The following is a 22,841-nucleotide window of genomic DNA, read 5'->3' as shown; positions in this document are numbered from 1 at the left end:
CGCGGCTCCGCCATTTCCCCTGATGGATGTGCAAGGGGATTGGCGTGAGCGTAAAGGTCGAGACATTGGTGCTGTTCGGCGCGACGGGCGACCTCGCGCAGCGCATGCTCTTTCCCTCGCTTTACAACCTCCACCTCGACGGGCTGCTCGCCGACACGCTGACGATCATCGGGTCGGGGCGCTCGAAGATGGATCGCGCCGCGTTCCACGCCCAAGTGCAAAGCGCGCTGAACGAGCATCTGCCCGCCGATCGCATCGACGCTGCGGGTGTCGCGGCGTTCCTCGACCGCATCGATTATTGCGCGATCGATGCCGGGGCGGGCACCGGTTATGACGAACTCGCGGCCTTGCTCGGCGACCGGATGCAACGTCCGATCGGCGTCTATCTATCGACTCCGCCGTCGATGTTCGGCCCGATCGCGCAGGGGCTGAACGCCGCCGGTATCGCCTGCGCCGAATGCCGGATCGCGATGGAAAAGCCGATCGGTCACGATCTCGCTTCGTCGCGTGAGGTCAACGCGCAGGTCGGCGACGCCTTTGCCGAGGACCGCGTGTTCCGCATCGATCATTATCTCGGCAAGGAAACGGTGCAGAACCTGCTCGCGCTGCGTTTCGCCAATATGCTGTTCGAGCCGCTGTGGAACGCGCAGGCGATCGACCATGTCCAGATCACCGTCGCCGAAACCGTCGGCCTGGAGGGCCGCGTCTCCTATTATGACGGGGTCGGCGCGCTCAAGGACATGGTTCAGAACCATATGCTGCAATTGCTTGCGATCATCGCGATGGAACCGCCCGCCAGCGTTTCATCGACCGCGGTGCGCGACGAGAAGGTCAAGCTGCTCCGCTCGCTGCGCAAGCTGACCGCCGAGGATGTGAAGGCGCACAGCGTCAAGGGCCAGTATAGCAGCGGTGCGGTCAACGGCGGCGCGGTGACGGGCTATGCCGACGAGCTCGGTCAGCCGTCGAACACCGAAACCTTTGTTGCGATCAAGGCTTTCATCGACAATTGGCGCTGGAAAGGCGTGCCCTTTTACCTGCGCACCGGCAAACGGATGCCCGAACGCAAGTCGGAGGTGCTGATCCAGTTCAAGCCGGTGCCGCACAATATCTTCGCCCGCGTTGGCGCAGGCAAGCTCGACGCCAATATGATGATCATCAACCTCCAGCCCGAAGAGAATATCCGGGTCAAGGTGATGGCGAAGCAGCCCGGGCTCGACCGTGATGGCGTGAAGCTGAAAGAGGTGACGATGGACGTCTCGCTCTCGCACAGCTTCGCGGGCGAGCGGCGACGGATTGCTTACGAACGCCTGCTGCTCGACTTTATCGAGGGCGACCAGACCCTGTTCGTGCGCCGCGACGAAGTGGAAGCGCAGTGGCAGTGGATCGATTCGATCCGCGATGCCTGGGCCGCGGTCGACATGGCGCCGCAGACTTACACGGCGGGCAGCTGGGGGCCATCGAGCGCCATCGCGCTGATCGAACGCGACGGGGCGAGCTGGCATGATTGAGCGCACCCCAAACCTTCTCCCGTCGGGAGAAGGATACGCAGCTTTACCGCTGCAAGCGGTTAGGCGGAGTTGGATGAGGGGATCTGCCGTCCCGTGTCCACGCGCCGCCCGAACCCCTCACCCAGCTTCGACTAGCCAGCAAGCTGGCAAGTCTGCGCAACCCTCTCCCAATGGGAGAGGGGATTGGATATTCCCATGACTGATCTCCACCCCACCATCGCCGCCGTCACCGACCGCATCATCGCCCGCAGCGCCCCGCGCCGCGCCGCCTATTTGGGCCTGATGGATCGCCAGCGCGAGGCGGGCACCAACCGCGGCAACCTGTCGTGCGGCAACCTTGCGCACGGCTTCGCCGCCGCGGGCGACGACAAGCCGGTGATCCGCACCGGCGCGGCGATGAACATCGGCATTGTCACCAGCTACAACGACATGCTGTCGGCGCATCAGCCCTACGGCCGCTATCCCGAGCAGATCAAACTCTTCGCGCGCGAAGTCGGCGCCACCGCGCAGGTCGCGGGCGGGGTTCCCGCGATGTGCGACGGGGTGACGCAGGGGCAGGCGGGCATGGACCTGTCGCTGTTCAGCCGCGACAATATCGCGCAGGGCACGGTCATCGCGCTCAGCCATGCGATGTTCGAGAGCGCCCTGCTGCTCGGCATCTGTGACAAGATCGTCCCCGGCCTGCTGATCGGCGCGCTGCGCTTCGGCCACTTGCCGCAGATCCTCGTCCCCGCGGGGCCGATGCCTTCGGGTCTCGCGAACAAGGAAAAGCAGCGCGTCCGGCAGCTCTATGCCGAGGGCAAGGCGAGCCGCGACGAGCTGCTCGAAGCCGAGGCGGCGTCCTATCATGGCGCGGGCACCTGCACCTTTTATGGCACCGCGAACTCGAACCAGATGATGATGGAGCTGATGGGGCTGCATATCCCCGGCAGTGCCTTCACCAACCCCGGCACCAAGCTGCGGCAGGAATTGACCCGCGCCGCGACGCACCGGGTGGCGGCGATCGGCTGGGACGGCGACGACTATCGACCGCTCGCGCGCTGTGTGGACGAGAAAGCGATCGTCAACGCCGCGATCGGCCTGCTCGCGACGGGCGGATCGACCAACCATGCGATCCACTTGCCCGCCATCGCGCGCGCCGCGGGAATCATCATCGACTGGCAGGACTTCGACGAGCTCAGTCATGCGGTGCCGCTGCTCGCGCGCGTTTATCCGAACGGCGCGGGCGACGTGAACAATTTCCACGCCGCGGGCGGCATCGGTTATGTCGTGCGCGAATTGCTCGATGCGGGGCTGCTGCACGGCGATGTGCTAACCGTCGGCGGCACGATAGCCGATTATGCGAGCGCGCCCGTGCTGGTCGAGGACGAACTGCAATGGCAGGCCGCGCCCGCGACAAGCCGCGACGACACCATGCTGCGCCCCGTCGCCGCGCCCTTCTCGCCCGACGGCGGAATGCGCCTGCTCGCGGGCAACCTCGGCCGCGCGATTATCAAGACGAGTGCGGTCGCCGAAGATCGCTGGACGATCGAGGCGCCATGCCGGATCTTCGACAATCAGGATGCGGTGCTGGCGGCGTTCAAGGCCGGTGAACTCGAACAGGACGTCATCGTGGTCGTCCGCTTTCAAGGACCGCGCGCCAATGGCATGCCCGAACTGCACAAGCTGACCCCGGCGCTCGGCGTGTTGCAGGACCGCGGCTTCCGCGTTGCCTTGCTCACCGACGGCCGCATGTCCGGCGCGAGCGGCAAGGTGCCAGCGGTGATCCACCTCTCGCCCGAAGCCTTGCCCGGCGCCGACGGCGTCAGCGGCCCGCTCGCCTTCCTCGCCGACGGCGATATCGTCCGCGTCTGCGCGCGCCAAGGCGAGGTGCTCGCGCTCGTCGATCCCGCCATCTGGGCCACGCGCACCCCCGCCGTCGCCCCGCCGCCTGCGCTCGGGGTGGGCCGTGAGCTGTTCGCCCTGTTCCGCCACCACGCCGACGAAGCCGAAAAGGGCGGGTCGGCGGTATTGGCGGCGATGGAGGTGGTTACGGGCTAACCCCTCATCCGTTCGTGCTGAGCTTGTCGAAGCACCGCCCTTTTCTGTCGACGTCGCAGAAAGAAAAACGGCCCTTCGACAAGCTCAGGGCGAACGGAATTTAGAGTTTCGAACGGAGTTTCTATGCCAGACCAATCCATCGACCAGATCATGCGCCTAGCCCCCGTCGTTCCGGTGATCGTCATCGACCGGGTCGAGGATGCGGTGCCGATGGCCGAGGCGCTGGTCGCGGGCGGGCTGACGGTGCTCGAAGTCACCCTGCGCACCCCCGCTGCCCTCGACGCAATCGCCGCGATGAAGGCCGTAAAAGGCGCGGTCGTCGGCGCGGGCACTGTGCTCGACCCCGCAATGCTGGCTGGGGCGATCCACGTCGGCGCCGAATTCATCGTCTCGCCGGGCCTGACCGACAATCTGGGCAAGGCCGCGGTTGCGAGCGGCATTCCCTTCCTGCCCGGCACCGCGAACGCGGGTGACATCATGCGCGGCATGGACCTTGGCCTCGACCGCTTCAAATTCTTCCCCGCGGCGACCAGCGGCGGCATCCCGGCCCTCAAGGCGCTCGCCGGTCCCTTCGGTCAGGCGCGGTTCTGTCCGACCGGCGGCATCAGCCTTGCGACAGCGCCTGAATGGCTCGCGCTCGAAGCCGTGCTGTGCGTCGGCGGCAGTTGGGTCGTCCCGTCAGGGCCGCTCGATGCAGCGCGGATCGAGGCACTTGCCCAAGAGGCAGCGGCCCTTTCGCGCCATTGATTAACCCCATCTTACCTGTCATCGTGCAGGGATAAGACGGCAAACAAGCCGTTAGTGGGGAGACAGGCGTGGCGAGGCCGCAACCGCATTTGGACGAAGTTCTGGCATCGGAGCCGGGATCGCATATCGCCGCGCTGTTCGATTTCGACGGCACCATCATTTCGGGCTATTCGGCGACCGCGATGCTGCGCGAGAAATTCCAGCGCCGCGAAATGTCGATGGAGGAGATTGCCGAGACCGCGCAGGTCATCGCGCAGCACAGCCTCGGCACCATCGGCTTCTCGGGCCTGATGTCGGGCGCCGCCAAATTCATGAAGGGCGTCGAGGAGCAAAGCTTCATCGAATTCGGCGAAGAGCTTTACAAAAAGCATATCGCGCGCAAGATCTACCCCGAAACCCGCGCGATCATCGAAGCCCACCAAGCCAAGGGCCACCGCGTCGCGATCATCTCGTCGGCGACGATCTATCAGATCGAACCGACCGCGCGCGACCTTGGTATCACCGACATCAAATGCTCGGCCTATGAGATTGAGGATGGCGTTTTCACTGGCGACATCATCCGCCCGCTCTGCTTCGGCGAGGGCAAGGTGCTTGCCGCCGAGGAGTTAGCGGCAGAGTATGGCCTCGATCTCGACCAGAGCTTTTTCTATTCGGACAGCGACGACGATATCGAATTGCTCGAACGCGTCGGCAAACCGCGCCCGCTCAATCCGAATTTGAAACTGAAAGCCATCGCCGAAGAGAATGGCTGGCCGGTGCAGCGCTTCGGCAGCCGCGGCACGCCGTCGTGGGTCGACTACACCCGCACCATCTACGCGACCGGCTCGCTCGTCGGCGCCTTTGCCGCGGGCCTGCCGATCTGGGCACTGACTCGCTCGCAGCGCGAGGCGGCGAATTTTTCGATCGGCCTGTTCGGCGATTTCGCCACCGCGATCACCGGCGTTGAGCTGGAGGTCGAGGACGAAAAGAACCTGTGGTCGTCGCGCCCCTGCGTCTTCATCTTCAACCACCAGAGCAAGGCCGATGTGATGATCCTCGCCAAGCTCATCCGCCGCGACATGGGCGGGGTGGGCAAGAAGGAGATCAAGAATATCCCGATTCTCGGCAAGCTGATGGAATGGGGCGGCACCGTCTTCGTCGACCGCGCCGACGGCAAGAGCGCGATCAAGGCGATGGAACCGCTGGTCGATGCGATCAAGATCGAAGGCAAATCGATCTGCATCTCGCCCGAAGGCACGCGCAGCCTGACACCAAAGCTGGAACCGTTCAAGAAGGGCGCCTTCCACCTCGCGATGCAGGCGGGGGTGCCGATCGTCCCGATCGTCATTCATAACGCGACCGACGTCGCGCCCAAGAACGAGTTTGTGATGCGCCCCGCGACGGTTCGCGTCACCGTGCTGCCGCCGGTCGATACCTCGGGGTGGAGCCCGCGGACGATCAACAATCATGTCCGCGACGTCCGCAACATGTTCCTGCGGACTTTGGGCCAGCCCGAGGAAAGCGTCGCGGAGTCGGTGGCGAAGGAGCCTGCGCCGGAGGCTGCTGCCCCCGAGGTGAAGACCGAAAGGGCTAAGCCGAAAAAGGCGGCTGCAAAGAAGCCTGCCGCGAAGAAACCGGCAAAAAAGCCTTCGAGCAAATGACGACTATCACCCGACATCTGCTTCCCGTTCGTGTCGAACGAAGTCGAGACACCCGCAGGGACAGCGCCATGCCGACGGGCATCTCGACTTCGCTCGATGCGAACGGAATTTGGGGACATGCTCCCCTTCTTTCCAACGCGGCGGGGCGTTATTGAACAGTGGCCGACGGAACCGCCCGCACCCCCATCATGAAGGAGGACGCGGCCGACCGGCTCTATATCATCGACGCGCGCAACGGGGTTGAACGCCAGCTGCTCCTCGACTGGGTCCATGCCACCGCTGGCGATAACGACCCGCAATGGGCCAGCCTCGCAATCGAGGATGACGACCACGCCCTCCCGCTCGAAACCCTCCGCGCTCGGCTCGACGGGCAACCTTCGCGGCAGGTGGTGCCGCTGCGTGTTGCGTGGCGTATCCCGGGGTTCGAGCGTGACCGCGCGCTCAAATTCCGCCACATATTGTTCGGCGACCCGCGCCATCCCGGCTCGCTACGCGCCCGCTTGATCCTCCTCCGTGACCGCCGCCGCGCGCAGATATTGGTCGGTGAGGCGGCGACGCTCGCCGCATTGCGCGACCGTTTCGCGGCGCAAACCGGCGGCGGCGACGCGGCCGGCCCCGACGGCGCCGAATTTGCCGGTTTCGTCGCGCGGCAGGCGGGACTCGCGCTCGACGTCGCCGAGCGCGGCATTCGCGGCACCCGCTACAAGGTGCCGCGCTTTGTCGCCGACGGCCTGCGCACCAGCCCCAAATTCCGCGCCGCACTCGCCGAATTGTCTGAGACGACGGGGCGCCCGGTCGCCGAGCTGTTCCGCGAAGCCCGCCCGCTGATGAAAGAGGTCATTGCGCGGCCCAGCGCGCTTTTCCTTGATCTGCGCGCCCGGCTCGACCGCATGATGTTCGGCGGCTACGCGCCCGAGATGGAGGTCGACGCCGCCGAGCTCGCGCGGCTGCGCGCGATCCTGCGCGAACATCCGACCGCGATCCTCTTCACCCACAAAACCTATATCGACGGCGCGACGCCCAGCCGCCTCACTTACGAAAACGACATGCCGATGCTGCACAGCTTCGGCGGCGCCAATCTCGACTTCGCGGTAATGGGCGAATTTTTCCGCCGCTCGGGGATGATTTTCATCCGCCGCAGCTTTCAGGATCAGCCGGTCTATAAACTCGTGCTGCGCCACTATATCGCCTGGCTGCTCGCCAAGCGCTTCCCCTTGAGCTGGGCGTTCGAAGGGACGCGCTCGCGCCTCGGCAAGCTGATGCCGCCCAAATATGGCCTGATGAAATATGTCCTCGACGCGGCGCATGCGACAGGAACCCGCGGCGTCCATTTCGTCCCATTCGTCACCAGCTTCGACCTGATCCGCGATGTCGAGGAATATGCCGCCGAACAGACCGGGCGCAGCAAAAAGCCCGAAAGCCTGTCGTGGTTCATCGGCTATATGAAGAGTCTGAAGGAACCCTCGGGACGCATCCGGCTCGACATTGGCAACCCGGTGGTGATCGACACTGCGCCGGGCGCCGACGACAAACGCGCGCTCGAACGCATCGCTTTTGCCGTCGCGGTCGAGGCGAACCGCGTCACCCCGCTCACCGTCACCTCGGTGATGTGCCTGATCCTGCTCGGCATGGCGCCGCGGGGGGCAACCTCGGCCGAACTGCTCGGGGCGATCGGCGCGGTGACCGACTGGGCGCGGGCGCGCGGCATCCGGATCAGCAGCGACCTCGAAAGCGGCGACGATGCGGCTTTGTCCGCCACCGTCGACACGCTCGTCACCAGCGGGCTGCTCACCCGTTACGAAGCGGGCAGCGAAAATATCTATTCGATCGATCCCGCCAAACATCCAATGGCGAGCTATTACCGCAACATCATCGCGCATCATTTCCTCGACCGCGCGATGATCGAACTGGTGCTGTTCGAATTGCGCGACGCCGACAGCGGCGATGCGACCGCGGCCTTCTGGGACAAGATCGATCGCCTCCGCGACCTGTTCAAATTCGAATTTTTCTATCCGCCGCGCGACGAGCATATGGCGGCCCTGCGCGCCGAACTCGAACGCATCGATCCGGTATGGGACCGCCGCCTCGCCAGCGGCGACCGCGGCATCGCGCAGCTGCTGCGCCGTTGCCAGCCCGTCGTTGGCCACGCGATTCTGCTGCCCTTTGCCGAGGCCTACTCGGTCGTCGCCGACCTGCTCGCGCGCGCAAAGCCGGGCGATGCGGTCGATGAAAAGGCCTTGCTCGACGCCGCGCTGACCGAGGGCAAGCAGGCCTATCTGCTCCGCCGGATCAGCAGCGAGGCGGCGATCGGCAAATTGTTGTTCGCCAACGGCCTGTCGCTGTTGCGCCATATGGGATTGGCCGAGGAGGCAACGCCCGCCATCCTCGCCGCACGCCGCGCGCTGCTGATGGAACTGCGCGGGTTGGCGAACGTGATGGAAACGATGCGACTGTCGACCGTGGCGCTGGCGGATCGGTTGCCGGTGGCGGAGCAATGACAATGCAGCACCCTAAGTTCGTCATTGCGAGCGAAGCGAAGCAATCTCCAGCCATCGAAGTCGCGCAACCTCAAAAGCTGGAGATTGCCGCGTCGCCGTCGGCTCCTCGCAATGACGATGTCTGTAAAGGAACCTAACATGCTCAAACAGCTCAGCGCGCAGGACGCCCAGTTCCTCTACACCCAGACCGCGAACAATCTGACCCACATCATGGGGGTCTATATCTACGACCCCTCGACCGCGCCGGGCGGCTTCGTGCGCTTCAAGGACATCATCCGCCACGTCGAAAGCCGCGTCGACACGTCGCCCGTATTCAAACGCCGCCTCCACCGCCTGCCATTCGACATGGACCATCCCTATTGGGTCGAGGACGAGCATTTCGATGTCGAGGCGCATATGAGCCATGCGCGCCTGCCCGAGCCCGGCGACTGGCGGCAGTTATGCATCGCGGTGGCGCGCTATTTTTCCAAACCGATGGATATGAACCGCCCGCTGTGGGACATTTACATCATCGAGGGGCTCGACCGGATCCCGGGCATTCCCAAGGGCAGCTTCGCGATGCTCCACCGCGTCCATCACGCCGCGGTCGACGGCGCGTCGGGTGCACACGCCTTCATCGCGATGAGCGACATCGATGCCAAGGGCACCCCCGCGATTCCCGAACCGCCGCCGGTCGAAGATCTCGGCGATCCGCCGTCGAGCGCCGAAACGCTGTCGCGCGCCTGGTCGGCATCGCTGCAATCGCCGGTCAAATTCATGAACGCGCTGATGAAAATGTCGCCCGCGATCATCTCGTCGGCGCGCAAGGCGATGGCCGAAGGCGGGATGACCGCCGGGGTGCCGGAGACGCGCTTCAACGTCCCCGTCGGCCCGCACAAGATGTTCGACGGGACGTCGGTGGCGCTCGCCGATGTCGCGCTGGTCCGCAAAAAAGTGCCGGGCGCGACGGTCAACGATGTTGTGCTGACCACCGTCGGCGGCGCGCTGCGCAAATATCTCGCCAAGCACAAGGAATTGCCCAAGGACAGCCTCGTCGCGGTCGCCCCGATCAACCTGCGCGGCAAGGAAAAGGCCGCGGGCAAAGCCAGCACCCCCGGCAATCAGGTGTCGGCCATGAGCGTCCCGGTGCGCAGCGACATCGCCGACCCGCTCGCGCGTCTCGCGGCGATCCGCGACTACACGGTCGAGGCGAAAGAGGCGAAGGCTGGCGTCAGCGCGCGGATCATGACCGACCTGTCGCAGCATATCCCCGGCGCGACGATGGCCGCGGTCGCGCGGCTGGTCACGAGTGAGCGGTTCGCGGTGCGCGGCACCAACCTGTTCATCTCGAACGTCCCCGGCGCGCAGGTGCCGCTCTATCTCGCGGGCGCGCAGCTCGTCATGCAGCACGGCATGGCGCCGCTGGCGAACAATATGGGGCTGTTCGTCGCGACCCCCAGCTACAACGGCCGCATCGCCTTTTCGATCATCTGCGAACGCGCGATCATGCCCGACATCGCTTTTTTCCGCGAATGTATCGAGGAAAGTTTCGCCGATCTGATGGCGGCAGTGCCGAAAGCTGAAAAGCCGAAAACCGTTACGGCAACGCCGAAACCGGCGGCCAAAGCAGCGCCAAAACCCAAGGCGAAGGCGAAAGCTGTCCCAAAACCTGCCGGGAAGACAAAGGTGGCAGGAAATGGAAAGAAAAAGCCCCCGTCTTCGTCATCCCGGACTTGATCCGGGATCCCGCTTTTCAACGTCGCCGAGCGGGACCCCGGATCAAGTCCGGGGTGACGTGGCTGGAAGGGCGCTGTCAAAACAGTTGCCAAAGGCAACGTAACCCGCAAGACTCCGAAAAAATTGACCATGCGCAACAGGAACACTGAATGCTCTTCACCCCGACGCTCAGCGCCGACCGCGATCTCGTGACCGCACCCGATTACATCGCCTGGGCCAAGGCCGCGCGCGCGCATGACAAAAAATCGGGGTTGCAAACGTGGCGCGACGCCGACGAAAGCAAGCATTTCGATTATAAGGCGATCCGCGCCCGGCTCGAACGGCTGCGCAAGCTGTCGGCGGCGGGCGACGTCAAGGGGCTGCTCTTCGTCCTCAACGAAGGCATCCACGGCAATATCGATGGCATGGGCCACGAGCGCCTTTACCAAAAGGCGCGTTTCGGCACCAAAAAGCTGATCGAGGATTATGTCGCCGAGGTCGTCGCTTCGCTCGACAAAATCGCCGCCGCGCGCAGCATCCCACGCGAGGAAAAGCGCGACTTCTTCCGCCGCGCCCAGCATTGCTACGGCCGCTCGGCGCTCCTGCTCTCGGGTTCGGGCAGCTTCCTGTTTTTCCACATTGGCGTCGTCAAAGCCTTGTGGTCCGAGGGCGTGCTGCCCGCGATCATGTCGGGCGCCAGCGGCGGGTCGATCGTCGCCGCGGTCGTCTGCACCCGCAAGGACAGCGAAATCGGCGCCCTGCTCGAAAGCGAACGCCTCGCCAATCCCGCGCGCGACCCCAAACAGAAGCGGCTGGCGTCGGACGAGGTGCGCGACCGGCTCGCCGATCTGATCCCCGACCTGACCTTTCAGGAAGCGTTCGAGATCAGCGGCCGCCACCTCAACGTCTCGGTCGCCCCCGCCGAAAAGCATCAGAACGGCCGCCTGCTCAACGCCATCACCGCGCCCAACGTGTTGATCCGTGAGGCGGTGCTCGCGTCATGCGCCGTTCCCGGCGTCTTCCCGCCGGTGATGCTGATGGCGCGCGACGACAGCGGCAACCGCATCCCGTACCAGCCCGACCGGCGCTGGGTCGATGGGTCGGTCACCCACGACATCCCGACCAAGCGGCTCGAACGGCTGTACGGGGTCAACCACCATATCGTCAGCCAGGCGAACCCGATCGCGCTGCCCTTCGCGACCGACACGCGCAAGCAGATGGCGCCGATCGAGGCGATTCAACACGCGTCGATGGCGACCTTCAAAGCGTGGCTGAACGCCAATATGATCATCTTCCAGAAACCGCTCGAATGGGTGCCGCCCTTGAACAGCCTCGCCAATATGGCGCGGTCGGTGATCAATCAGGAATATACCGGCGACATCAACATCATCCGCCCGCCCAAATTCTGGTCGCCCGCGAAAATCCTGAGCGATCTGGGGCAAGAGGATATCGACGAACTGATCGACACCGGCGAGCGCACCGCCTGGCCGAAGGTCGAAATGGTCCGCACCCAGACCGCAATCAGCCGCGCGCTCGAAGGCATTTTGGCCCGGATCGATCGCGCGGGCGACGACGGCCCCGGCCACCGCAGCACTGCGGCGCTGAAGAAGGCTGTGCGCTAACATGGCGGCGGTGATCCTGCCCGCGGGATCGACCGGCGCCGGGGCAAAACTCCACGTCACCCACTGGCTGCCCGCGGGCCTGCCCAAAGCCGTGGTGCTGCTCGCGCACGGTTATGCCGAACATGCAGGGCGTTATGGCCATGTCGCCAAGCGGCTGACCGACGCGGGTTACGCGGTCTATGCGATCGACCATTGGGGGCATGGCCTGTCCGATGGCGAGGGCGGCTTTGTCCCGCGCTTTTCGGCCTTCACCGACGGCATGGCCGAACTGCTCACCTTGGTCGAAGTCAATCACGGCACCACCCCGCGCCTGCTCCTCGGCCACAGTATGGGCGGGCTGATTTCGACGTTGTTTCTCATCGAGCGCCAGCAGGCGTTCGCCGCCGCCGCGCTCTCCGGCCCCGCGATCGTCCCCGCCGCGCCGCCCTCGCGCTTTACCGTCTGGATCAGTCGCTTCCTGTCGCGCTTCTTCCCGCGCCTTGGCGTGCTGTCGCTCGACGCCAACGGCGTCAGCCGCGATCCGGCAGTGGTCGCGGCGTACCTGGCCGATCCGCTCGTTTACACCGGCAAGATCGGCGCGCGGCTGGGCAAGGAGTTCATGGACGCGATGGCCGCGGCGCAGGCAGGCGCACCGAAAATCACGCTGCCGATCCTGTTTCAGCATGGTTCGGACGACAGTTTGGCATCGGTCGCGGGATCGCAATATCTGTTCGACCATGTCGGCTCAGCCGACAAAACTCTCAAAATCTACCCGGGCCTGTTCCACGAAATTTACAATGAGCCGGAACAGGATGCCGTACTGGACGATTTGATCGCCTGGTTCGACGCACGCGTGTCGAAACCATGAAAAAACATCCGTTCGTGCTGAGCTTGTCGAAGCACCGTTCTTCTTCTTGCAGCGTCAACAGAAAGTACGGCCCTTCGACAAGCTCAGGGCGAACCGAATTGGGATATTGGCGTTAGATCAACATGAAAATCCTCCTCATTCTCCTCTTCGCCCCGCTTATCGCGCTGGCGCTGATGTATTTCGTCTTCCCCGGCCGCCTCGTGGCGCTCGGGCGTGCGCTGTTGCGCCAGCGCGGGCGGATGGTGCAGAAAAGCGTCACCGTCGACGGCCGCAGCTGGCCCTATCTGGAGGGCGGCGACCCGGCGAAACCCTTGCTGCTGCTCGTCCACGGCTTTGCCGGGGACAAGGACAATTGGTCAATGATCGCGCCCTACCTGACGCGCGACTATCATGTCATCGCCCCCGATCTGCCCGGCTTCGGCGAGAACGAGCGCAACCCCGACCTTGCCTATGATCTCGGCGCGCAGACCGCGCGGCTCAAGCAATTCGCCGACACCCTCGGCCTTAACCGCCCGCATGTCGGCGGCAACAGCATGGGCGGCTGGATCGCGCTGCGCTATGCGATCGACTACCCCGACGCGCTTGCCAGCCTGATCCTGCTCAACAACGCCGGGGTGAACGGTGCCAACGAAAGCGACCTCCAGAAACAGGCGGCAAACGAGGATTACAACCCACTCGTCCTCGCGGGGCTGGAGGACGCCGACCGGCTGGTCGGGATGGTCGTCCACAAACCGCCCTATATCCCGGCGCGCCTCAAACCCGTGCTCTACGCCGACGCGCTCAAATATCGCGACCAGCTCGACGGCATTTTCTGGGTCATCGCCAACGAGGGCCGCGACTTTCCGCTCAACGACCGGCTCGGCGAGGTCAAGGTGCCGACGCTGATCATCTGGGGCCGCCACGACCGCCTGCTCGACGTCAGCTGCGTTCCGGTGCTCGAAGCGGGCATCGCGGGCAGCCAGAGCCACATCTTCGAACATGTCGGCCACGTCCCGATGATCGAGGATCCGAAGGCGACCGCGGCGGTGATGAAGGCGTTTCTGGCCAAGCAGTCCTAAAGCCCCGTCAACCATGGCTTGATCCGGGGTCCACGACGCCATGTCGGCGATGGATGCCGGATCAAGTCCGACATGACGAATGGGATAAGCGTCGCTTGCCAACCCGCCATTCCCCCGCCACTCTCCCCACTAAACACGGGGAGAGAGTTATGCGCCTGAAGGTCGGCCTGCTCGGTGGGGGCAGCTGGGGGACGACGGTCGCGGCGGTGGTGTCGCGCAACGCGCCAATCACCTTGTGGGCGCGCGATGCCGAGACGGTCGAGGGCATCAACCGCGACAACGAGAACCGCAAATATCTTCCTGGCATCAAGCTGCCGACAGTGCTGCGCGCGACCGGCGACATGGCCGAGGTCGTCGCCGGCGCCGACGTGCTCATCATGGGCGTCCCCTCGCATAGCTTTCGCGCCGTGCTCGAGGAAGCACGCCAGCACCTCCGCCCTTGGGTTCCCGTCATCAGCCTGACCAAAGGCCTCGAACTCTCCTCGGGCAAGCGAATGACCGAACTGATCGAGGAAGTCCTGCCCGGCCACCCCGTCGGCGTCCTCACCGGCCCCAACCTCGCGCGCGAAATCATGACCGGACAGGCGGCGGCCAGCGTGTTGTCGATGGAGGACGAGATCGTCGTCCGCGCGCTCCAGCCGGTGTTCCATTCGGGGCTGTTCCGCGTCTACACCAACACCGACCTGCTCGGCTGCGAACTCGGCGGGGTTCTCAAGAATATCATCGCGATCGCGGTCGGCATGGGCGACGGGCTGGGGGCAGGCGACAACACCCGCTCGGCGCTGATGACGCGCGGGCTGGCCGAAATCACGCGGCTCGGCGTCGCGATGGGCGGGCGGCCCGAAACTTTTGCCGGGCTGACCGGCATGGGCGATCTGATCGCCACCTGCACCAGCCCCTTGAGCCGCAACCGCCATGTCGGGGTCGAACTCGGCAAGGGCCGCCCGATCGACGAGATCATCGCGGGGATGAACATGGTCGCCGAAGGCGTCAAAAGCGCCCCCACCGTCATCGCGCTCGCCGAACAGCACGGCATCGCGATGCCGATCGCGCGCGACGTGTATGACGTGACACAGGGCAAACGCAGCGCGCAGGACGTGTTCCGCGGCCTGCTCCGCTCGGCGGTCGGCGACGAAGCACACCCCGGCTGACCCGTCGGCGCTAAATCCACCGCCAGCCGTGCCGAATCTCCGTTTAGCCGGGAAGAAAATCGCCACCTGCTTCGTTGACTCCCCTGACCGCCCGGCGACGGACGGACAATCAGGAGATGGACGATGAAAAAATGGACCACCCTTGCAGTCATTCTGGCGCTCCCCGCCACCGCCGCGGTTGCTGCCGTTCCCTATAAATCGATGCCGCCGGGCTTTGAAGCGCCGCCCATTCGCGAGCGGCCGATCGCGGGCGTCGTCAACCAGCAATGGTATAATTACAAAACCGACATTCTCGAGGCGGAAAAGGAGCTGACCAGCGACCTTCGCCGCGCGACCGATCGCGAGGACCGCTGGGATGCGTGGGACGAATGGGAAACCGAAGTCATCGACGCCGACAAGGATTATGTGAAGGAAATGCGCAAGAAAGGTTATCGCGTCGGCCGGGTAACCGTCGGCGGCTAAGTTCCCCCGGAGCAGCTTCCGGGTCGCAAGGGAAGGGCAGGCGTCATGGGGCGCTCGCCCTTTTCATATTTGCATTGCGTCCCAACCATATTTGTTTCCCCGCGAAGGCGGGGATCCATCTCCGGCCGGTTCAAAATAACGCGGTCCGGTGATAGGCTCCCGCCTTCGCGGGAGCACAATGTTAGTTAACCGCCGCCTTCCGCCAGCAACGCCTTCGCCTCGGCGCCCTGCCAGTCAATCGCCCCGACCACGCGCCAGATTTCGCGCCCCTCGGCATCGTAAAAGATACTCGTCGGCAATGCACTGTTGGCGGCATCGAGCAACCCGTTTTCGGGATCGAGATAGGGTTGCAACGCCTTCAGCCCCGCCTTCTGGAACCACGGATCGACCACCTCGGCGCCTTGCAGATCCTGCGCCACCGCGATCACCGTCATCGCCTCGCCGCGCTTGGCCGCCAAGGCATCGAGCGTCGGCATCTCCGCGACGCACGGCGCGCACCACGTCGCCCACAAATTGACCAGCAGCGGACGCCCACGAAACGCCGCCAGCGTCACCGGCGCGTCATCGGGACCGGTGAAGGTTGCGGTGGGTGCCGCTTCGCCCTTGTGGCTGCGGTCGATCATATATTCGAACTGGCCGACGCCCTTCGCTTGGCCCGCCGAAATATTTGCTTGGCCGTCTGCGGGTTGCCCGTCCGACTGCTTTTCCCTATCGCAGCCCGCGATTGATCCGGCCAGCAGCAGGGCGAGGATCGCTAGATACGGGTTTGGGACGCGGCGAATGACGGATACTCCGGACAAGAGCAGCATGTGGGGTGGCCGCTTCGGTGGCGGTCCCGCCGCGATCATGCAAGAAATTAATGCTTCGATCCCCGTCGACAAGCGGCTGTGGGAAGAAGACATTGCCGCCAGTCGCGCGCATGCCGCGATGCTCGGCGCCGCCGGCATCATCGGCGCCGACGATGCGGTCCAGATCGACCGCGGCCTTGCCCAGATCGCGGAAGAATTTGCCGCGAACGGCGTCCCCGTCGACCTCGCGCTCGAAGACATCCACATGACCGTCGAATCCCGGCTGAAGGAGATTGTCGGCGAAGCCGCAGGGCGCCTCCACACCGCACGCTCGCGTAACGATCAGGTCGCGACCGACTTCCGCCTGTGGACGCGCACCGCATGCGAGCGCATCGACGTCGGGCTGGCCGCGATGCAGGCCGCATTGCTCGCGCGCGCCGACGAGCATGCGGACAGCATCATGCCCGGCTTTACGCATTTGCAAGTCGCGCAGCCGGTGACGCTCGGCCATCATCTGCTCGCCTATGTCGAAATGCTCGGCCGCGACCGCAGCCGCTTTGCCGACGCGCGCCGCCGCCTCAACGAATCGCCGCTAGGCGCCGCCGCGCTCGCGGGCACCGGCTTTCCGATCGACCGCGCCGCCACTGCATCCGCGCTCGATTTCGACCGTCCCATGGCGAACAGCATCGACGCGGTGTCCGACCGCGACTTCGCGCTCGAATTTTGCGCTTCGGCGTCGATCGCTGCGATCCACCTGTCGCGGCTGGCCGAAGAAATTGTCATCTGGGCCAGCCAGCCCTTCGGTTTCATCAGCCTGCCCGACGCGTGGTCGACCGGCAGCTCGATCATGCCGCAAAAGCGCAACCCCGACGCCGCCGAACTGGTGCGCGGCCGCGCCGGCCTGCTGCTTGGAGCATTCCAGCGGCTCGCGGTGATCGTCAAAGGCCTGCCGCTAACCTATTCCAAGGATTTGCAGGACGACAAGGAAACCGTGTTCGGTGCTTTCGACGCGCTCGCGCTGTCGCTCGCCGCGATGACCGGTATGGTCGAAACCTTGACCTTCCGCACCGACCGCATGCGCGCGCTCGCTGCGTCGGGCTATTCGACCGCGACCGACCTCGCCGACTGGCTGGTACGCGAAAATGGCCTGCCGTTCCGCGAGGCGCATCATGTCGTCGGCGCCTGCGTCAAGCGCGCCGAGGAACTGGGCGTCGAGCTGTCGGCGCTCCCCGCTGCGGACGCTGCGGCGATCCACCCGGCGGTGACATCCGACGTGCTCGCAGCGCTGACCGTCGAGGCATCGGTCGCCAGTCGTACCAGCTATGGCGGCACCGCTCCCGAACGGGTAAGGCTGGCCATCGCTGCGGCCCGCGCGGCGCTGGAAGGACATAATTGATGGCGACGAAGCGCCTCATCATCGCAACATTGGCTGCATCGGCGCTGCTCGGCGCCTGCGGCAGCAAGGAAGATCTGAAGCCCGTGGCGGGCCAGCCCGCCGCGGTCGTTCCCGTCGGCGCGACCCGCGCCCCGACCACGGAGGAGCTCACGACGCCTGACGCGCAGGCCCGCCCCGCGCGCAGCGACGAACTTCTCAAACGATCCGAACGCCGCGAACCCGACGATTTCGATTTGCCGCCCCCGGGCTGAGCCTCAGGACTAAAACAATGGATCAATTTGCACTTCGTGACGGCGTCCTTCACGCCGAAGACATTCCGCTGCCGCGCCTTGCCGAAGAAGTCGGCACCCCCGTCTATGTCTATTCGCGCGCGATGCTCGAACGTCACGCGCAGGAATTTCGCGACGGACTGAAGGATGTGCCGCGCAAGCACCTCGCCTTTGCGATCAAGAGCAACCCTAACCTCGGCGTGTTGCGCGTGCTCGCGCGGCAGGGCTACGGCGCCGACGTCGTGTCGGGCGGCGAGCTCGAACGCGCGATTGCCGCGGGCATGGCGCCCGACGACATCGTCTTTTCAGGCGTGGGCAAGACCCGCGCCGAGCTCGCGCTGGGGCTCGACCGCGGCATCGGCCAGTTCAATATCGAACATGAGGCCGAAGGCGTCGCACTCGCTGAAATCGCACTCGCCAAGGAAATGACCGCGCGCGCGGTGCTGCGCGTCAATCCCGACGTCGATGCGGGAACCCACGCGAAAATTTCGACCGGCAAGGCCGACAACAAGTTCGGCGTCGGCATCGACGTCGCGCCCGCGATGTTCGACCGCCTTGCGGCGCTCCCCGGGCTGCAGATGCGCGGGATCGCGGTGCACATCGGCAGCCAGCTGACCAGCCTCGACCCGCTCGAAGCCGCGTTCACCCGCGTCGGCCGCCTCGTCGCGGATCTGCGCGCCGCCGGACACAGCATCACCCATGTCGATCTCGGCGGCGGTCTCGGCGTGTCGTACAAGGCTGACGATAACCCGCCGAGCATGGCCGACTATGGCGCGATGGTCGCGCGGGTGACGAAGGATTGGGACGTCACGCTGATGTTCGAACCCGGCCGCGTCATCGCGGGCAACACCGGGGTGTTGCTGACCGAGGTGCTGTGGGTCAAGCCCGGCGCGACTAACCCCTTCGTGATCGTCGATGCTGCGATGAACGATCTTGCTCGCCCTGCGCTGTACGACGCCTATCACGACTTTGTCGCGGTCAAGCCGACTGGCGAAAAGATGACCGCATCGATCGTCGGCCCGGTGTGCGAAACCGGCGACACCTTCGCGCGCGACCGCGTGACTGACGCGGTCGAACCCGGCGACCTCGCGGTGTTCCGCACTGCGGGCGCTTATGGTGCGACGATGGCGTCGACCTACAACAGCCGCAGTCTGGTTCCCGAAGTGCTGGTCGATGGCGACCGCTATGTCGTCGTCGCCGATCGCATCGCCGCCGGCACGATCATGGCGGCGGAACGCGTGCCGGACTGGATTGATTGAATAGTCGACGCATCGATCTAGCTAAGTAAGTTGCGTGTCCCCCGCGAAGGCGGTGACCCATCACCGACCCGTGCCATTTCGCGCCGATCGGTGATGGGCTCCCGCCTTCGCGGGAGCGCGCGGCTTTTTATCTCGATGCGTATGCTTTAAGGCCTGCCCATGCACCAACTCCCGATCTTCCTGAACCTCACCGGCCGCACCGTCGTGCTGGTCGGGGAGGGGGAGGCTGCCGACGCCAAGGCCCGCCTGATCGAACGCGCCGGCGGCTGCATCGTCCCCGGGTGGGAGCAAGGTGCGACCATCGCCTTTGTCGCGCTGGACGACGAGGCCGCAGCGCGCGCCGCCGCCACCGAACTCCGCGCCCACGGCCTGCTCGTCAACGTCGTCGACCGTCCGGAATTGTGCGACTTCACCACCCCCGCAATCGTCGATCGCGCTCCGGTGACCATCGCAATCGGCACCGGCGGCGCGTCGGCGGGGCTGGCGAAAGCCGTTCGCCAGCGCATCGAAGCTTTGCTCCCCGCCCGCCTCGGCGCGCTAGCATTGGCGCTCCACGCCGCACGCGACGCAATGAAGGCCCGCTGGCCCACCCCCGCTGAACGCCGCCGCGCCATCGACGCCGCGCTGGCCAGCGGCGGCGCGCTCGACCCGCTCGATGACGCAGCGGCGGACAAGGTCGATGCCTGGCTGACCGGCGACACCGTCACCCAGCCGTCCCGCCTCGAAACGATCCATCTGACCGGCGCCGACCCCGACGAGCTGACCCTCCGCGCTGCGCGCCTGCTGGGCGAAGCCGATCATATTTTCTACCCGGCGGCGACGCCCGCCGCCATCCTCGCTCGCGCCCGCGCCGATGCCGTGCGGCATGTGACGGACGCGCCGCCTACCGACCCGCCCGGGGGCCTGTCGCTGTGGCTGGACATACCGGCGGTAACGAGCTGCAGGTAGCGGGTCGCTACCCGCGCGCCCCGAACAACGCCGTTCCGACGCGCACATGCGTCGCGCCCAGCATCACGGCGGTTTCATAATCGCCGCTCATCCCCATTGAGCGCTCAGACAACCCGTTTCGCTCCGCCAACTCATCGAGCAGTGCGAAGAAGGGCGCGGGTTCGATGTCTGCGGGGGGGATTGCCATCAGGCCGCTGATGATCAGCCCGGCGCCCTTGGCTTCGGCCAGCAAAGCGGCAAGGTCTGGGACCTTGCAGCCACCCTTTTGCTCCTCGTCGCCGATATTCACCTGTACGAACAGCTGCGGCTGCCTGTCCGCTTTGTCGCAGGATTTCGCGAGCGCCTGCACCAGCGATGATCGATCGACCGAATGGATCGCGTCGAACAGCGCGACCGCCTCGTCGGCTTTGTTCGATTGCAGCTGGCCGATCAGGTGGAGTTTGACGTCGGGAGTTTCAGCGCGCAATTCGGGCCATTTCGTCGCGGCCTCCTGCACCCAGTTCTCGCCGAAATGGCGTTGGCCTGCGGCGATCAGCGGGCGGATCGCCGCCGCGTCATGCGTTTTCGACACCGCGATCAGGCAGATATCGTCGCCGCGTCGCTGCGCCCGCGTGGCCGCGTCGGCAATCTTTGCGCGCACGTCGCTCAATCTGTCTGCTGCGTCGCTCATCTTTATTCCCATCCCGGCGCGTTGCGTGCGCCCACGACGCGCCTATAGGAAGGGCGATGGTCCGACGCCACCCCCTGCCGCGCCAATGGCTGTTCAGCGACGAACGGCTGACGGTCGGGGTCGTTCGGCTGGCGTTGCTGCTGCCGCCGGGGAGCGGGATCGTTCTCCGCCACGATAGCCTGCGTCGTGGCGCGCGCTGGCGCCTGTTGCGGCGGCTGGTCCGCGTGGCTCGGGCGCGCGGCCTGACCGTGCTGATAGCGGGTGCGCCCGACACGGCGCATCGCTGGGGCGCCGACGGCGTCCATCTGCGCCAGCTAGACGCGCGCCGCGCCGCGCAGGCGCACCGGCTGGGCCTGATCGTCACGATGCCGGTGCATGACGCGCGCGAAGCCCGCCGCGCGCGCCGCGCGAAGGCCGATGGCGTTTTCATCTCGCCGCTCCACGCAACTCGGTCGCATCCCGGGGCCAAGGCGCTGGGTCTGGCCGCGTGGCTGCGGCTGGCGCGGCTCGCGGGCAGCCAGCCGATCGCGCTCGGCGGAATGACACCACGGCGAGCGCAGGCGCTCAATCGCCCGAGCGGGATCAAACCCGGCTGGGCTGCAATCGATGCGTGGGAGCAAAAGGCCGCGCGGTGCCGGGCAAAGGCTGCGTCGCTATTTGGGTCAGAGCGAGTCGAAAATGGCGGCGTTCCGTGACCCGGCGCGCAGCGCACTTAATGTGCGTGAGCACCGGAAGCGCGGAAGGTCGCCATTTGCAGGCCGCTATGGCCCAAATAGCGATGCAGCCTAGAAGCGGAAGGCGGTTCCGACATAGACCGCCTGGCTATCGCGGCGGGCATCGGTCAGCGGTTCGACGCGATCGTCGCTGCGATAGCGGACGCCGGCGGTGACATCGATATTCTTGGTCAGGCGATAACTGCTGACAACATCGACTGCGGGCGCATCGCCGGGCGCAGTAATCCGATCGGTGGCGCCGCTCGGGTCCGCGGGACGATTGATCATCCGCGTTGCGAAGCGCGATTTCCTCTCGGCCTGTTCGGGCGCCTTGGCGACCGGCAGGTTGCGAAGGTCGGTGCCGCGCGGCAGCGCCGGGGTGACGAATTTCTCGAACCCGACCGACGCGCCCAGATTATAAGCGACCGGCGTGATCGCGATCGGCGCAGTGCGACCCGCGGCGATGGCCGAGGTGCGGGCGGCGCTCGATGCGTCATCACGGGCGCGAATCACGACGGTGATCGCGCGGTTCTTCCGGTTGTCATCGGTCAGCGCAGGCGTGAAGCTGAAGCTGCGGCGCTGTTCGGCCGACATTTTGGCGTAGCGCGCGATCAGGCGTGGATCGCCCGACGCCGGGGTGAACTGGCCGAGCAGGGTTTCGGACAACGCGGTGTCGCGAATGCGTTCAGAGCGCGACATCGCAGCGAGCGCTGGCGGCAGGGCAAGCGAAACCACCGCCAAAGCGGTGAGGCTACCCTTCCAAAAATGCCGCGGTTTCCGCGTCATATCCCTGCGACTCCAACCCCAAGTGATTCAGGAGATAGTCCTCCTGTGACCATTTTTCCAGCGAATCCCAGTAAATTATTACAGCACAACTGCTTTTGGCCGAAATTGTTGCGCGATCACCACAGTCGACCGCAAATCTGACCAGAATCTGAACCGCAGCAGCGGGGCAATTGCCGCGCTTGCGGGGCGGCGGCAAGGGCGATAGAGACGCTGGCAATATCGTTCTGCGCGGCCCGGATTTTTGGATCCGGCAGTGCCCAATATATAAGGTGTTATCGGCATGTCCCAGCTTTCTGTCCTTGCTTCGCGCGGCCGTCGTCCGATCGCGTTCGCGCTGCTCGGGCTCGCGGCGCTCGGGCTTTCGGCGTGTGCCAGCAAAGACCGGCCGCGCGCCGACCTCGCTGCCAGCCAGGTGACGACGATCGGGGTGAACAGCTATTTGTGGCGCGCTTCGCTCGATGCGCTGTCATTCATGCCGTTGCTGCAGGCCGATTCGTCGGGCGGGGTGATCATCACCGACTGGTATGCCAACCCGGGCAACCCGGGCGAGCGGATGAAGGTGACGGTGTCGATCCTCGACCGCGATCTGCGCGCCGATGCGCTGCGCGTCGCCGCCTCGCGTCAGGTCGCGCAGGGCGCCGCTTGGGTCGATGCGCCGGTCCAGGCGGCGACGGTGCAAAAGCTGGAGGAAATCATCCTCACCCGCGCCCGCGATCTGCGCCGCAGCGCCTTCAAGGACTAATC

20 protein-coding genes are annotated in these 22,841 nt (G+C 65.4%); 17 read left to right on the top strand and 3 right to left on the bottom strand.

All coding sequences use genetic code 11. The features are described 5' to 3' along the window. Window positions 1-104 precede the first annotated feature (104 nt). The 11 genes from zwf (at window position 105) to B4F07_RS12985 (ending at window position 15,268) form a co-directional block, all read left to right on the top strand. Window positions 105-1,508 (top strand): glucose-6-phosphate dehydrogenase, encoded by a 1,404-nt coding sequence (gene zwf / locus B4F07_RS13035; protein WP_293700934.1) that lies wholly within the window; start codon window positions 105-107, stop codon window positions 1,506-1,508. 195 nt (window positions 1,509-1,703) lie between these two features. Continuing rightward, window positions 1,704-3,548, top strand: coding sequence for a phosphogluconate dehydratase (edd, locus tag B4F07_RS13030; protein ID WP_293700037.1), 1,845 nt, complete (start codon window positions 1,704-1,706; stop codon window positions 3,546-3,548). A gap of 123 nt (window positions 3,549-3,671) precedes the next feature. Beyond that, the gene (gene eda, locus B4F07_RS13025; RefSeq protein WP_293700038.1) at window positions 3,672-4,295 is read left to right on the top strand and encodes a bifunctional 4-hydroxy-2-oxoglutarate aldolase/2-dehydro-3-deoxy-phosphogluconate aldolase; all 624 of its coding nucleotides are present in this window, start codon (window positions 3,672-3,674) and stop codon (window positions 4,293-4,295) included. Window positions 4,296-4,363: 68 nt separating this feature from the next. Continuing rightward, complete coding sequence (locus B4F07_RS13020) at window positions 4,364-5,935, top strand: HAD-IB family hydrolase (protein WP_293704842.1); 1,572 nt, start codon at window positions 4,364-4,366, stop codon at window positions 5,933-5,935. A gap of 158 nt (window positions 5,936-6,093) precedes the next feature. Then, window positions 6,094-8,433 (top strand): glycerol-3-phosphate 1-O-acyltransferase, encoded by a 2,340-nt coding sequence (locus tag B4F07_RS13015; protein ID WP_293700042.1) that lies wholly within the window; start codon window positions 6,094-6,096, stop codon window positions 8,431-8,433. Window positions 8,434-8,571: 138 nt separating this feature from the next. Continuing rightward, entirely contained in the window at window positions 8,572-10,149 is a 1,578-nt protein-coding gene (locus B4F07_RS13010; protein ID WP_293700044.1) for a wax ester/triacylglycerol synthase family O-acyltransferase, read from the top strand. Between the two features lie 149 nt (window positions 10,150-10,298). Then, entirely contained in the window at window positions 10,299-11,750 is a 1,452-nt protein-coding gene (locus tag B4F07_RS13005) for a DUF3336 domain-containing protein (protein ID WP_293700045.1), read from the top strand. 1 nt (window position 11,751) lies between these two features. Continuing rightward, window positions 11,752-12,597 carry an alpha/beta hydrolase gene (locus tag B4F07_RS13000; RefSeq protein WP_293700047.1) on the top strand — a complete coding sequence of 282 codons (846 nt, stop codon included), beginning with the start codon at window positions 11,752-11,754 and terminating at the stop codon, window positions 12,595-12,597. Between the two features lie 122 nt (window positions 12,598-12,719). Further along, window positions 12,720-13,655: an alpha/beta fold hydrolase gene (locus tag B4F07_RS12995; protein ID WP_293700049.1), complete on the top strand. Its 936-nt coding sequence runs from the start codon at window positions 12,720-12,722 to the stop codon at window positions 13,653-13,655. A gap of 149 nt (window positions 13,656-13,804) precedes the next feature. Continuing rightward, window positions 13,805-14,806, top strand: a complete 1,002-nt coding sequence (locus tag B4F07_RS12990) for an NAD(P)H-dependent glycerol-3-phosphate dehydrogenase (protein WP_293700051.1) — start codon at window positions 13,805-13,807, stop codon at window positions 14,804-14,806. Between the two features lie 123 nt (window positions 14,807-14,929). Continuing rightward, window positions 14,930-15,268 carry a hypothetical protein gene (locus B4F07_RS12985; protein WP_293700053.1) on the top strand — a complete coding sequence of 113 codons (339 nt, stop codon included), beginning with the start codon at window positions 14,930-14,932 and terminating at the stop codon, window positions 15,266-15,268. Between the two features lie 185 nt (window positions 15,269-15,453). Here B4F07_RS12985 and B4F07_RS12980 read toward each other — a convergent pair whose 3' ends face one another. After that, entirely contained in the window at window positions 15,454-16,077 is a 624-nt protein-coding gene (locus B4F07_RS12980) for a TlpA family protein disulfide reductase (protein ID WP_293700055.1), read from the bottom strand. Here B4F07_RS12980 and argH point away from each other — a divergent pair. From argH to B4F07_RS12960, 4 genes are all read left to right on the top strand, one after another. Next, the gene (gene argH / locus B4F07_RS12975) at window positions 16,049-17,452 is read left to right on the top strand and encodes an argininosuccinate lyase (protein ID WP_293700056.1); all 1,404 of its coding nucleotides are present in this window, start codon (window positions 16,049-16,051) and stop codon (window positions 17,450-17,452) included. The genes B4F07_RS12980 and argH overlap by 29 nt on opposite strands. Further along, window positions 17,452-17,703: a hypothetical protein gene (locus B4F07_RS12970; RefSeq protein WP_293700058.1), complete on the top strand. Its 252-nt coding sequence runs from the start codon at window positions 17,452-17,454 to the stop codon at window positions 17,701-17,703. The genes argH and B4F07_RS12970 overlap by 1 nt, the downstream gene beginning before the upstream one ends. Before the next feature lie 17 nt (window positions 17,704-17,720). Further along, on the top strand, window positions 17,721-18,980 hold the full coding sequence (lysA, locus tag B4F07_RS12965) for a diaminopimelate decarboxylase (protein ID WP_293700059.1): 1,260 nt from the start codon (window positions 17,721-17,723) through the stop codon (window positions 18,978-18,980). 159 nt (window positions 18,981-19,139) lie between these two features. Beyond that, window positions 19,140-19,928 (top strand): precorrin-2 dehydrogenase/sirohydrochlorin ferrochelatase family protein, encoded by a 789-nt coding sequence (locus B4F07_RS12960; protein ID WP_293700061.1) that lies wholly within the window; start codon window positions 19,140-19,142, stop codon window positions 19,926-19,928. Between the two features lie 7 nt (window positions 19,929-19,935). Here B4F07_RS12960 and B4F07_RS12955 read toward each other — a convergent pair whose 3' ends face one another. After that, entirely contained in the window at window positions 19,936-20,598 is a 663-nt protein-coding gene (locus B4F07_RS12955) for a YggS family pyridoxal phosphate-dependent enzyme (protein ID WP_293700063.1), read from the bottom strand. A 56-nt stretch (window positions 20,599-20,654) separates the two neighbouring features. Here B4F07_RS12955 and B4F07_RS12950 point away from each other — a divergent pair, with 56 nt between their 5' ends. Continuing rightward, window positions 20,655-21,293: a thiamine phosphate synthase gene (locus B4F07_RS12950; protein WP_293700064.1), complete on the top strand. Its 639-nt coding sequence runs from the start codon at window positions 20,655-20,657 to the stop codon at window positions 21,291-21,293. 90 nt (window positions 21,294-21,383) lie between these two features. On the opposite strand, the gene B4F07_RS12945 is transcribed toward B4F07_RS12950, so the two are convergent. Next, window positions 21,384-22,097 (bottom strand): hypothetical protein, encoded by a 714-nt coding sequence (locus B4F07_RS12945; protein ID WP_293704840.1) that lies wholly within the window; start codon window positions 22,095-22,097, stop codon window positions 21,384-21,386. Window positions 22,098-22,377: 280 nt separating this feature from the next. On the opposite strand from B4F07_RS12945, the gene B4F07_RS12940 reads away from it, so the two are divergent. After that, on the top strand, window positions 22,378-22,839 hold the full coding sequence (locus B4F07_RS12940) for a DUF3576 domain-containing protein (RefSeq protein WP_293700068.1): 462 nt from the start codon (window positions 22,378-22,380) through the stop codon (window positions 22,837-22,839). The last annotated feature ends 2 nt before the right edge of the window (window positions 22,840-22,841 follow it).

Source organism: Sphingopyxis sp. UBA6723, from assembly GCF_002454115.1.
In the GTDB taxonomy this organism is placed as follows: Bacteria; Pseudomonadota; Alphaproteobacteria; order Sphingomonadales; family Sphingomonadaceae; genus Sphingopyxis.
This window is presented reverse-complemented; position numbering and strand designations above follow the sequence as displayed.